Source organism: Paenibacillus ihuae (assembly GCF_001368795.1).
Classification (GTDB): Bacteria; Bacillota; Bacilli; order Paenibacillales; family Paenibacillaceae; genus Paenibacillus_AQ; species Paenibacillus_AQ ihuae.
In genome coordinates this window covers 2,944,737-2,956,995 of sequence record NZ_LN831198.1, presented here as the reverse complement: position 1 = coordinate 2,956,995, position 12,259 = coordinate 2,944,737, and the positions used below count along the sequence as shown (strand labels likewise).

General features: G+C 50.7%; 11 protein-coding genes and 1 pseudogene. 7 read left to right on the top strand and 5 right to left on the bottom strand.

Going from position 1 to position 12,259, the window contains the following annotated elements; all coding sequences use genetic code 11:
* Positions 1 to 387 (bottom strand): MogA/MoaB family molybdenum cofactor biosynthesis protein (locus tag AQR02_RS13445; protein ID WP_245237410.1); only part of this gene is annotated, 387 nt, incomplete at its 3' end.
* A gap of 155 nt (positions 388 to 542) precedes the next feature.
* Here AQR02_RS13445 and AQR02_RS13440 point away from each other — a divergent pair.
* From AQR02_RS13440 to AQR02_RS13420, 5 genes and pseudogenes are all read left to right on the top strand, one after another.
* A pseudogene (locus AQR02_RS13440) lies at positions 543 to 1,578 on the top strand (CobW family GTP-binding protein).
* Between the two features lie 173 nt (positions 1,579 to 1,751).
* On the top strand, positions 1,752 to 2,099 hold the full coding sequence (locus AQR02_RS13435; protein WP_054940934.1) for a four-helix bundle copper-binding protein: 348 nt from the start codon (positions 1,752 to 1,754) through the stop codon (positions 2,097 to 2,099).
* A gap of 214 nt (positions 2,100 to 2,313) precedes the next feature.
* Positions 2,314 to 3,240, top strand: a complete 927-nt coding sequence (locus tag AQR02_RS13430; RefSeq protein ID WP_054940933.1) for an ATP-binding cassette domain-containing protein — start codon at positions 2,314 to 2,316, stop codon at positions 3,238 to 3,240.
* Positions 3,237 to 3,950 (top strand): hypothetical protein, encoded by a 714-nt coding sequence (locus tag AQR02_RS13425; protein ID WP_054940932.1) that lies wholly within the window; start codon positions 3,237 to 3,239, stop codon positions 3,948 to 3,950. Before AQR02_RS13430 ends, AQR02_RS13425 begins: the two co-directional genes overlap by 4 nt.
* A gap of 36 nt (positions 3,951 to 3,986) precedes the next feature.
* Positions 3,987 to 4,454, top strand: coding sequence for a hypothetical protein (locus AQR02_RS13420; protein ID WP_054940931.1), 468 nt, complete (start codon positions 3,987 to 3,989; stop codon positions 4,452 to 4,454).
* A 156-nt stretch (positions 4,455 to 4,610) separates the two neighbouring features.
* Here AQR02_RS13420 and AQR02_RS13415 read toward each other — a convergent pair whose 3' ends face one another.
* From AQR02_RS13415 to AQR02_RS13405, 3 genes are all read right to left on the bottom strand, one after another.
* Complete coding sequence (locus tag AQR02_RS13415; RefSeq protein WP_054940930.1) at positions 4,611 to 5,891, bottom strand: winged helix-turn-helix domain-containing protein; 1,281 nt, start codon at positions 5,889 to 5,891, stop codon at positions 4,611 to 4,613.
* A 192-nt stretch (positions 5,892 to 6,083) separates the two neighbouring features.
* Positions 6,084 to 8,174, bottom strand: a complete 2,091-nt coding sequence (locus AQR02_RS13410) for an ABC transporter ATP-binding protein (protein ID WP_108722004.1) — start codon at positions 8,172 to 8,174, stop codon at positions 6,084 to 6,086.
* A 31-nt stretch (positions 8,175 to 8,205) separates the two neighbouring features.
* The gene (locus tag AQR02_RS13405; protein WP_054940928.1) at positions 8,206 to 9,948 is read right to left on the bottom strand and encodes an ABC transporter ATP-binding protein; all 1,743 of its coding nucleotides are present in this window, start codon (positions 9,946 to 9,948) and stop codon (positions 8,206 to 8,208) included.
* A gap of 522 nt (positions 9,949 to 10,470) precedes the next feature.
* Between AQR02_RS13405 and AQR02_RS13400 the strand changes: the two genes are divergently transcribed.
* On the top strand, positions 10,471 to 10,791 hold the full coding sequence (locus tag AQR02_RS13400; protein WP_054940927.1) for a HesB/YadR/YfhF family protein: 321 nt from the start codon (positions 10,471 to 10,473) through the stop codon (positions 10,789 to 10,791).
* Positions 10,792 to 10,894: 103 nt separating this feature from the next.
* On the opposite strand, the gene AQR02_RS13395 is transcribed toward AQR02_RS13400, so the two are convergent.
* On the bottom strand, positions 10,895 to 11,410 hold the full coding sequence (locus AQR02_RS13395; protein ID WP_054940926.1) for a hypothetical protein: 516 nt from the start codon (positions 11,408 to 11,410) through the stop codon (positions 10,895 to 10,897).
* A 124-nt stretch (positions 11,411 to 11,534) separates the two neighbouring features.
* On the opposite strand from AQR02_RS13395, the gene AQR02_RS34210 reads away from it, so the two are divergent.
* A partial coding sequence (locus tag AQR02_RS34210) for an ABC transporter transmembrane domain-containing protein (RefSeq protein WP_425339975.1) occupies positions 11,535 to 12,259 on the top strand: 725 nt, incomplete at its 3' end.

Here is a 12,259-nt window from a genome sequence, read left to right as displayed (position 1 = left end):
AATGGCCCGGCTTAGAATGGCGGCAGAGCCGATGTCTTCTGTAAAGCTGAGCAGGCGGAATATTTCCCCGAAGCCCGGAAGCGATTTGTCCAGCAGGGAGGCAACGGCCTCATAGGTGGTGTCGCGGGGAGATTTTCCCGTACCGCCGGTCAGCAGCACCGCTTCGATTCCGGAATGGACGGAGCTTTTGTAGACCAGCTCGCGGATCTCTTCATAGTCATCTTTAACGATCTTGCGGCCCACAACCTGATATCCAGCTTCTTCCAGCATGGAGGCGATTAACGCTCCTCCGATATCTGTTTCCATCGTTCTTGTGTCCGAGACCGTAATAATATAACAGGATACCGTTTGTGGTGCTTCGCGGCGGTGTTCATCAACGGATGACATGGGACCACTCCTTATAAGTCATTTTACCCTCATAATAGGTGAAGAAGAGAGCAAAGACAAGCCGGGGGCGGGTCCTCTGCAGCTGCTCCTTGCTTGTGTATACATATTTGTAGTAAACTCGCTACCATAACGGTATTTTTGGGGAGCGATGAAACATGGAACAGGCATTGCCGGTTTATATATTGTCAGGATTTCTGGGCAGCGGCAAAACAACCTTACTGCAGCGGCTGCTGGACCACTGGAAAGCCCAGGGTCTCCGCCCGGCAGTGGTAATGAATGAATTAGGGGAAGTTAATCTGGACGGGCTTCTGGTAGAGCAATCGGTTCCGATGGCAGAGATGCTCGGCGGCTGCATCTGCTGCACCAGCCGTGGCGACCTCAGTACAGAGCTGACAACCCTGGTGAAGAAAGAATCACCGGATGTTGTGGTCATTGAAGCCACCGGTGCCGCGAATCCGCTGGAAATCGTCGATGCGGTTACCGAAACCTCGCTCTATCAGCTGGTGGAGCTGAAAGGTCTGATTACTGTCGTCGATGCTGCGCATCTGCTTGAGCTGTACCGCTCACAGCAGGGTTCAACCTACCGGTTGATGCAGGAGCAGATCCGCTGTGCATCCGTGCTTATTTTGAACAAGACGGACCGGGTCACAGCTGAGGAGGCTGTAGAGATATCGGATGTACTGCGTAAATGGAATGCTTATGCAGAGATCCTGCCGGCAGTGCGCTGCGGTCTGGAACCGGAAATCCTGCTGGGAAGCCTTGGCGGGGTACATCTGGAAGGCCGGGACGGTGAGGAAGCGGAAGAAGGGATTATGGCGGGCGGAGAGTCTGTCCAAGGGACTGCGGATCACACGGTTCATGCCCACCCTACCCATGATCATGTTATGGCCTATACCCATTATTTTAAGCGTGCCGTAAACAGTGAGGAATTCGAGCAGTTCGTTAAAGAGCTGCCGCGTGATGTATATAGAGCCAAAGGAATTGTTACGTTTAGCGACACCTCGAGTCCGTTTTTTGTTCCAATATGCTTATAGAGAAGCCGATTTTATGAAAATCACCCCTCAGGGTGAGGTGCCTGATGTCGCGGTATTTATCGGGGAGCACTTCTCGTCCGGTGAACTGCGCACTCAGCTACTGCAGCTGGAGAAGCGCACACTGATCCGTCCGGGCACCGTCCGGAGAAGCCTGTAATACAGGCTTTCTGTGTCCCGGATAAGGACTACATCCGTAAGACTCATGCAGACCCGGCAACAATTCTTATTACGGTCAGCACATCCGGTCTTTCCTGAGTCGCTTGGTTCGTTCTTTACCTTGCAGGTTAATACATAGGCATAACCTATAATGATTGCAGGAGGTATAAGGCTATGACCCGAATTCAATATCAGGAATGCATTGACGCATGTATCAAATCTATGAATGCCTGTAACTATAGCTATGTCTCAAGCCTGAAAGAATATGATCTTGCAACTCTACGCGAAAGCATCCGTCTTGACCGGGAATGTGCGGATATTTGTTCTTTTGCCATCCAGGCAATGACCCGTCAAAGTCCCTTCGTGGTTGAAATCCTGCGCCTGTGCGCGGAAATCTGCGAACGCTGTGCCGATGAGAGCAGCAGACATAAGCAAACACACTGTCAGGAGTGCATTGATGCCTGCCGCAGTGCTGCAATGGCTTGCCGTTTGATTAGCGGTGCCGTAGAGGTATACGCTTAATACAGTGAACTGACAAAGGCCACACAAAGCCAGAGCCGCCTTCGGTAAAGTGACTGAAGGGATTCTGGCTTTTTTGTATGGATTCGTCAGTCAAACTCTCAGCTCCAAGAGGAAAGCAGGGGTAATCCGGCGAATAATTTAAGAAGTAAGTGATGCGGCTTCTATCGTAATGAAATTTGCAGGGTAAGCTTATCTCTGAGGGGGAGTCAGTGGAATGACACTTCAACAGCAGCACTTGTTACACTTATCCGGGGCAACCAAGCTGTATAATGGTCACCCGGTTCTAAATGATATATCCATGACCATAGTTACCGGAACAGCCACAGCTCTAATCGGGCGCAACGGCTCAGGCAAAAGCACGCTGCTTGCGATCCTAGCCGGGCTCCTCAAACTTTCTTCCGGGAGTCTTCTCCCGGCGAAACCAAAGCTAAGAATCAGTTATGCGCCTGAGGCGTTTCCCGGGCTCAAGATGTCAGCGGAAGAGTATTTATATAGCATGGGCCGGATTAGCGGGATGTCAGCGGAGCTGCTTCGGAATAAGATTGTTCAGCTGCTTGAGGCTTTTCAGCTTACGCCGTTTCGTAAACAGACTATGACAGGATACTCCAAGGGTATGCTGCAAAAGGTGAATCTTATTCAGAGCCTGCTTGGTGAACCGGAGCTGCTGCTGCTGGACGAGCCATTATCCGGACTTGATCTCCCGGCACAGCATACGCTTATTGAACTCCTGAAGGAATTGAAGCACAGCGGTACCGCCCTTGTCTTCTCCGTCCATGAACCATTATGTGTAGAAGCTCTGGATGCCGGAGTACATGTGCTTCAGGCGGGCAGGACACTGATGATAACAGATGCTGGGAAGCTTCGGGACAAGCCTTCATCATACATATTAAGCACGGCGCTTTCGCAACAGGCACATACAGTAATGACGGAACTAACCGGTTATATTTCCTCCCAATATGTACATCATCGCTACACTGGAGAAGAGTGTATGGAATGGGAAGTAGAAATTGCGTGGACGGATGAATTTTTGCGCCATATCCTGGATTTGGGCGGATCGGTTCTATCGCTGGAACAACGCAGCGGCAAGAGCGGACTCGAACAGTGGATGGATCCAAAACAGAGCGGGGAGGCCACCGCATGATGAGACCGCTTATCACCTATATGCTGAAGAGTTATACGTCATCGCAGCGGTATTTTGCACCAGTAGCTTCCATTGTAATCTCTGTGCTCTTCCTCTATACCTATAAGCCTAATCCGGTAATGAGCAGCTACGCGGCTACCGCCGTCATTCTGTTTATAGGATGTGCCTGGATGGGACTCAGCTTTCTTAACCATGAACAGGCGGTGCAGCGGCAGGTAACCATTGTTCATTTACGGAGTACCGTGAAATATAGTCTGGGAGGGATACTGACGCTTGCTTTGCTTACACTTGTGCTGGCACTGCTGACGGTTATTTATCCGGTTGTGACCGGGAGCTTCGTTGAACCTGCCGGGCTTTACCGCATGACGCTGGCTTTTGCCGGGCATATGCTGCTTGGCATGCTCGGTATATCCATTGCCCTCTATTTACAGACTTCCTGGGTGCCGAAGAGCAGCTATGCTATCGGAATCCTTCTGATTATTCTGATTGTGTCAGTGGGCGGCAAGAAGCTCGAAGAGCTCATTCCGGGTCCTGTGGTGCCTGTGCTCTTACCTCCGGCAGCACCGATGATGAATGCGCTGATGAATGCGGAGGAGCTGTCTTTTATGAGTCTGCTGGGCTCCTTTGCCCATGTTCTGGTGTACATCATGCTGTTGTGCGGGTTTTATTTGTACCGCTCAGGCCGCATGGATTACGGCAAGAATTTATGAGAAAATAAAATATACAGATAAAGAAGGGGAGGAAAGATGAAGGATACACAACTACCGGAGAGTGAACAATCCAAAGAGCTATTTGCTTATTTCGGACTGGCAGTCTATTATTGTCAGGCTCTGGAACAGCAGCTGACCAACCTGCTGCTGCTCACGAAGCTGTCTCAGGGGAAAACGCCTACAGAAGCGGATCTCTCTGATTTGTATCAGCGCAAACTCAGCAATTCACTCGGCCAGCTCATCAAAGAAATCCAGCATCATTTTCCATTCTCGGAAGAAGAGACGAACCAGCTGCAGGCCGTATGGAAGCAGCGCAACCACATCGTTCATGACTATTTCAAGGAGCGTATCCAGGAGACCTTTACGCCGGGGGGAAGGGCGCATATGATCCGCGAGCTGAAAAGATTTAAGAACAAGGCCAGCAGACTGGAAATTAAATTGCAGGGGTATTGCACGGAGATGTATACGAAGCTGGGGCTGGAAGAGGAGCGGTTTATTGAATGAAGGAAACATTAGGCGGATTCTACTGTACAGGCAGCGGAAGTATAACTAGAATAGCCATCTAGGAATATGGATATACATAACGTCCATTAGAGACTCTCTATACACAGATTATCTGTGTATAGAGAGTCTGTTTGTTTATAGATGAGGTACAATAATCTATGCTTGTGCATTGCACAGGTCATTTACCGCGTCCGACAATTCCTGAAGACCGCACCCCTGGATGACCTCAGGTCTAAAGGCTACGCTGACCGCCCGGTTACAGCGGGCCAACGATGAGATAGCATCAGCGATCACCGGGACCATGTCGGCGGTGAGGGTTTCGCCCGGCTCCCACCACCAGCTGTTGATCGACAGAACACCGTTTTTCCGGTTCATTACCGGCTCAAATCTGGCTGCAAAACGGTCGCCGCAGAGCAGGGGCAGCACATAATAGCCGAATTCCCGTTCTGCTGCAGGCTTGTATACCTCCCAGCGGTAATGGAACCCGAACAGCTGCCGGATCAGCTCTCTGTCCCACAGCAGATTGTCGAGCGGAGCAAGCGCAGCCGCGAATCCGTCTCCGCTCTTGGCTCCGGCCGGGTTATCGGCTCCTGCTGCTTCCCGCTGCAGCACGGCTTCAAGCTCCGGTGCATCTAGACTCCGCATATACAGCGGAAGCTTAAGACCGTCTACATGTACCTCACGTATACTGTCATTCAGCAGCAGGCGCTGTACAGCCGCAGTCCGCTCTTTGCTCTTCAGCCCGGAAATGCCGAGCCAGCCGTCACCGGATTTGTTCCACAGAAGCCCGATACTGCCTATACGCCTCAGCACATACCAGTCATTATATTGCTCTTGTGTGGGATTAGGCTCATCGGCGTTTAGAATTCGTTCCGGCAGCAGATTAGCTGTGAAGTCGTAATAACGGCGGGTATGTACACGGTGGTGTACGGAAACTTCGCCCCGGAAATACATCGTTTCCAGTGCAGCGCGCGTAATTCTGGCCGGAGCCCAGGCCCAGTTCATTTTCTCTTTCCCTTCCAGATCCAGAGAAGACAGCGGCCCGCGCTCCATCAGCGCTTCCCGTACTTGCATTATCGTCTTCAGCAGAACTTCATTTCCATGTTGCCGCGCTAAAGCCTGATCTCTTAACCGGCGAAAATAGGGCCAGTCCTCTGTGCAGTAGATCGACATATTCTTATCCCAGCCGTCGTACAGTACTCTGTCTGTATACAGCAGTTCATTCGCCAGCCCGGGGACAAAACCCGGGACACGTGCCTGTAGCACAAGCTCATGGTTATGTCCGGCAATGCTGAGCGGATCATATTGAATACAGCCGACATGACGGACATACTCCACAATACTCCGCTTACCGCCGCGAAGACCTCCAGGTACCAGACGCTGGTGATGCAGCAAAAACATCCGGGCCTGCTGCTTGCTCAGTCTATAGGTAATCACATTAGATTCCTCCGTTCATTTATGTATTGTTTACCATTATATAGAACAAATGTTCCATCTTCAATGTATTCTTCTGCAACAACCGGCGGGGCGTGAGATTAGGTTCGCTTCTCTCAAAAAAGACAGTAAAAAAGACAGTCCTCAATCACTGAGGACTGTCTCATTTGGATTCCATACTATGGGCAGTGTAGCTTACCCTTGCTTAAGCGAAGCCTGCAGGACTGCAGCTGCGGTAGGCTCTGCAAACGCAACTGGAGTCTCCGCTGTGCCCGCAGCGCCTGCTCCGAGCTGGAGCTGATACATCCGGAAGTAACGGCCTCCCAGTGCCATCAGTTCATCATGGCTGCCGCGCTCGACGATCTCTCCGTGGTGCAGCACCAGAATCTGGTCTGCGCTGCGGATGGTCGACAGCCGGTGGGCGATGATGAAAGTGGTGCGGCCTTTCTTAAGCACCTCCAGCGCTTCCTGAATAATGCTCTCCGTCTCGGTATCGATATTGGAAGTAGCCTCATCCAGAATAAGAATTGCCGGATCGAATGAAAGTGCCCGGGCAAAGGAGATAAGCTGGCGCTGGCCGGCGGATAGTGTACTGCCTTTCTCTACTACAGGTTCATCGAAGCCGAGCGGCAGATGGGACAGCAGTTTATCCGCACCGACTTCACGCAGCGCCCGTTCTACCCGCTCCCGGCTGATGCGTTCATCCCCGAGACTGACGTTGGAAGCGATGGTGCCGGTGAAAAGATACGGGTCCTGAAGCACGATCCCCATGTGGCTGCGCAGCCACTGCTTGGGAATGGAAGTAACCTCCTGGCCGTCAATCGTGATTGTTCCGCGCTGCGGATCATAGAAGCGGAACAGCAAATTGATGATCGAGCTTTTTCCTGAACCGGTGTGGCCGACCAAAGCTACTGTTTCACCCGGACGTGCTTCAAAGGATATATCACGCAGGACGAAATCTTTTTTGTAAGCAAAGGAGACGTTATTGAAGACCACATTGCCCTTGTAACGCGGCATCGAACCGTCTGTAACCGGCTCACCCGGCTCATCCATCAGTGTAAATACGCGGCCTGCGGAGACCATGGAGCTATCCAGGTTCGCGAGCTGGTTAACCATACCGGTAATCGGCTGGAACATCCGGCCGAGTACATCGACGAAGGCATAGAGGACGCCAAGTGACACGAAGGTAGAGCCGTTCAGACTACCGAATCCGAAATACCACAGCACCAGCACAAAGGAGAGATTGCGCAGTGAATTCACGAGATTGTGGGAGGTGAGAGCATTCAGATTAAGCATTTTGTTCTGATATTTCATATAATCATCGTTGAGATGCTCGAATTCTTCCCGGCTCTGCTTCTGGCGGCGGAAAATCCGGATGATCGACATCCCTTGGATCGACTCGTTAATAATGGCATTGATTTCACTCAGCCTTGAACGGATGATCGTATTGTATTTAGTCGCTACCTTACGGTACAGCACGATCCACAGTACAATAATCGGCACAATGAACAAGCTGATCAGGCCAAGCCGCACATTGAGCAGGAACAGGGCAACATACACACCAATGATATTTATAATGCCTGTGCTGAAATTGGATAACACCGCAATAAACAGGTCTTTCACTGCTTCCGTGTCATTGGTGACCCGGGAGACGACCTTGCCCGCAGGCAGATTGTCAAAAAAGTATACCGGAAGCCGCTGGATATGAGCGTAAACGTCGGTCCGCAGCTTGCGGATGACCTGATTGGCTGACGATTGCAGCCAGTAGGTTTTGCCGAATTCGGCCAGAATCGAAATGACCAGGAAGATGGCATACAGCCCAACCAGCTCATAAATCCCCGGAAATTCAGGTTTATAAAAAGCAAATAATTCGTCTGCGGACAGCTTTACGGCCGGATAGACGGAGATGTGATCCCCATACTTGATCTGCAGCTCCCCATCCTTGAAGGAACGGTCCCCTTCGGGCTGGCTGACTGCCTCGTTGATGAAATAGAAGCTCTTGCCTACCTGCAGCAGGCGGATCTCCTGGCCTTTGGCTTCATCCCCGGTAAATCGGTCGCCGCGTTTATAGAAGTTATTCTTATATTCAGCCGCATCTTCGGAAGAGGAGGTCTGAAAGTATGGCTTCTCAATCCCGAGCAGATGGTTGTCGATCATGTTCTTGGCGATAAAAGGACCCGCCAGCTCAGCAGCTACGCCGATGGTCAGCAGCAGAAGTGCTGCGATGAAGGTTTTTTTGGCAGTCAGTGCGTACTGCAGCAGACGTTTGCCTGTACTCTGTGTCAACGGTGACACCTCCCTATATGTTATTCATGAATTAGTCTAGATTGTTCTCCACCTGCTGGCGGTCAAACTGCTCACGGTACCAACCGTTCATGGCCAGCAGCTCCTGATGTGTTCCGCGTTCAATAATATGCCCGTTATCCAGCACGACGATCAGATCGGCATGCTCAACAGCTGAGAGGCGGTGGGTGGAGATCAGTGTAGTTTTGCCGGCGCGTTCCTCGCGGATATTGCCGATAATCCGGGCTTCGGTACGCGCATCAACGGCGGACAGCGCATCGTCCAGAATCAGAATATCCGGATTCGCGATGAACGCTCTGGAGATGGAGACGCGCTGCTTCTGTCCTCCGGAGAGGGAGACGCCGCGTTCGCCGACCAGTGTATCCAGACCGTCAGACAAAGTGCCCAGGTCATTCTGGAAGGCGGCTGCCGTGATCGCTTGCATGATCAGCTCATCACTGGCGTTATGGTGGCCGAACTGGATGTTCTCACGCACCGACTTGGAGAACAGGATCTGCTCCTGCGGGACATAGCCCATCCAGCTGTGCAGGCGGTCCAGTGCGATGTTCTGAATGGGAACATCAGAGATCTTAATTTCACCTTTGCCGGCCGGATATTCATGCAGCAGCTGCTTCAGCAGCGTAGATTTACCGCTGCCGGTACGGCCGACTACACCCAGCGTCTGCCCCTGGGACAGGGAGAAGCTCACGCCGCTGAGATTATCGACGGTTGAAGTCGGATAGCGGAAGGTTACATCTTTTAGTTCAATACTGGTAGGCTGGGCCACCGGAACCGGCTGGGCGACATCTTCCACATCCGGACGGGTATTCGTAGTTTCATCGATCCGCTCAAGTGAAGCGCCGCCGCGCTGCATAATATTGATCAGCTCACCGATGGCGAACATCGGCCAGACGATCATCCCGAGGTACATATTGAAGGAAACAAGATCACCAAGTGTAATTTGATTACGGAAGACAAGATAGATTCCATATGTGAGGGCAATTATGTAGCTCAGTCCTACGCAGAAGCGGATCGTCGGCTCAAAGAAGGCATCGACCCGTGCCACCGCCATATTTTTGCGGTATACATCATCTGTAATGTCGGCAAAACGTTTCTCATCAAGTCTTTCCTGCACATAAGCACGGATTACGCGCACCCCGGATACCGATTCCAGCACCTGGTCGTTCATGTCACCGAAGGCATCCTGTGCCAGGCTGTAGCGGTCGTGGATAGCCTTGCCGTAGAAAATCATCGCGACCGCGATCAGCGGAAGCGGCAGAACCGCAGCAAGCGTCAGCTTCCAGCTGACCAGAAATCCCATCGCCAGCAGCACTACGGACAGATAGACCGTTGAGTCCACCAGCGTCAGCATCCCGAAGCCGACGGTTGTTGCTACGGCGCGGATGTCATTGGTTGCCCGGGCCATGAGGTCACCGGTGCGATTTTTTTCGAAGAAGGAAGGAGTCATCGTCATCAGATGGTTCATGAACCGGGAGCGCAGCAGGCGTTCTACCAGGTTGGAGCCCCCGAACAGCTTGTGCATCCAGATGTAAGTGATCCAGTAAATAATGAGCATCATTAGAACGATAAGTCCGATGTATTTCATCAAGGAACCTGAGGTGATCGAACCGCGTACGATTTCATCGATGGCATTGCCAAGCAGACGAGGGGGCAGCAGTTCCAATACACCAACTACAATTAATAAAATAAGGCCAACAGAATAGCGCCTTTTTTCCCGGCGGAAAAACCAGCCGAGATCGCGGAGTACGGAGAACAAGGGGAATCCCTTCCTTTCGTGTTAAGGTGTTTTGTCGGTTTCGTTGCGTGCTTTCATAATCTGGTCAATAGTGGACAGCTCTTTAACAGCATACAAAAAGGCATATCCTCCGCTAAACGGATGATATGCCTGTAAGATACAGCGATTATCATGTCCACGGTGCTATAATGCAGCACATAAGACATGGAAGAGATTAGCCTGACTGAAATCAAGTACGGCCGTGCGCATGATTCAGTGGGTTTCCACTACTTGGGCTGCTTCGGTATGCTGTTGTGTGTAGTTGCCGACAAAGTTATTAAAATCAACTGGTACAATGGTCAACACCGCGCTCACCCTTTCATTGTTTTTTGGTAATAACTTGAAGACGCTTCGTTATGTTCCGAGTTTATCACCAGTATCTAACGGATGTCAAACATAATTTTGAACAAATTCTGAATAAGCAGTATGATAAAATAGAGCGATGATTTGGAATATGGTCATCTTTTAAGTATGATAAGAAGAAACGGAGGTGCATCAAGAGGAATGGATATGGTAATTAGTCCGGAAGCCGCTGCCTGGTTCAAGAAGGAGCTTACGCTGCAGACAGGCGATTATATCCGTTTATTTCCGCGTTACAGCTCAGGCGGAGGGCTGCATCCCGGTTTTTCGCTGGGAATCGCTACTGAAGCGCCTGCACGTCCTGCCACACAGGCCGAGCAGGAAGGCATTGTTTTCTATATGGAAGAGCAGGATCTCTGGTACATGGAAGGTTATAGCTTATCGATCATCTATGTAGAGGCTGAAGATGATATTGAGTATAAGTATATTCCTTTGCCCGTGGCCGGTAATGTTTCACAATTATGAGGCCGGATTCCTAGTTTGACACAAAAAGCCCTTGCCAAGAGGCAGGGGCTTTTTGTGCAGGAATAAGGGCCGGTAAGATTGCCTTGCCCATTCGGGGGCAGCATCATTGTGAACGGTGAAAGGTTTCTTCCTCCATTGCAAAATCAAAATCGTCAATGTCATACACCTGTACCGGGATTCCCCCTTCGATGATGCGCTGGATCAGCTCGAATTGGTCCGTCAGAATCGGTACCTTCTCCCGCTGTGAAGTTAGCAGCAGTTCGGTCTCAATCGGGTCGAACAGTTCTCCGTAAGCCGCATTGTCGATGCTGTTGATGATGGTAATCTGTGCTTGCCCGCCTAGCAGAATGCCCGAGCTCTTCGCCCAGGGAACGGATAGGCAACGGTTAATCTTCTTGGAATTGAGCGGCTCCTCAAAATAAGCGATCAATTCACGGATCTTGAGTTTGACGTGCAAATCATCGTCTGCCCGGTTCATAAGCGGTTCTTCGCTGTCCCGCAGTTCGTATAATTCCATTACGGTCGTATAGGGCACAATATATTCCACAGGGCTTTGCGGTACGAGAAGCTGGCCGTAGATCGCCATCATGACGGCTTCCGTCACAAATTGTCTAGACATCATTATCCTCCTGAAGTTCGGGTACTGCAATCGTACTTATGGACTTAAAAATATAAAAACACTGTAGAGCGGAAATGTCAACAGTACCCAAGCGTGCTTGGGAAAAGAAAGGGCGTAACCTTTTGTGAAGCAATGGAAATCTTATTATACTTTTGTCCGGCCTTATATGAAATGGTTAGTGCTGACGCTGATTATCGGCATGATCAAATTCAGTATTCCGCTGACCTTGCCGATGATTCTGAAATATGTGGTTGATGATTTATTGACAAATTCAGCATTGACTGTCCCGGAGCGGGTGTCGAAGCTGATGATAGTACTCAGCGGCGCATTTGTGCTGTTTGTCCTTGTCAGAGGGCCGGTAGAATATTACCGTCAATATTTTGCCCAGCTGATCACCAGCAAAGTGTTATTCGACATGCGTAATAAGCTGTACAGTCATTTGCAGCGCCTGTCATTGCGGTATTATCAGAATACGAAAGTCGGCGAAGCGATCTCCCGGTTCATTAACGACGTGGAGCAGTCCAAAAACCTTGTCGAAGTCGGAATGATGAATGTGTGGCTGGATATGTTTACGCTAGTCATCGCACTTGCATTCATGTTCTACCTCAATCCGGTGTTGGCGCTCGTATCCATAGCGGTTCTGCCGCTTTACGGCATTGCTGTAAACACCTTATACAAACGCTTGAAAGTGCTGACCAAGGACCGGTCACAGGCACTGGCAGCCATTCAGGGATATCTGCATGAACGGATTCAGGGCATTGCCATTATCCGCAGCTTTACCATGGAACGTGTGGATCAGAAGCAGTTCGAGGGCATCAACGGTAATTTCCTGGAAAAAGCAATGGCCCA

Coding starts and splice junctions, on each gene's coding strand:
- AQR02_RS13435 (WP_054940934.1), top strand. CDS start 1,752: ATGACCCGAATTCAATATCAGGAATGCATTGACGCATGTATCAAATCT.
- AQR02_RS13400 (WP_054940927.1), top strand. CDS start 10,471: ATGGATATGGTAATTAGTCCGGAAGCCGCTGCCTGGTTCAAGAAGGAG.
- AQR02_RS13425 (WP_054940932.1), top strand. CDS start 3,237: ATGATGAGACCGCTTATCACCTATATGCTGAAGAGTTATACGTCATCG.
- AQR02_RS13430 (WP_054940933.1), top strand. CDS start 2,314: ATGACACTTCAACAGCAGCACTTGTTACACTTATCCGGGGCAACCAAG.
- AQR02_RS13395 (WP_054940926.1), bottom strand. CDS start 11,410: ATGTCTAGACAATTTGTGACGGAAGCCGTCATGATGGCGATCTACGGC.
- AQR02_RS13420 (WP_054940931.1), top strand. CDS start 3,987: ATGAAGGATACACAACTACCGGAGAGTGAACAATCCAAAGAGCTATTT.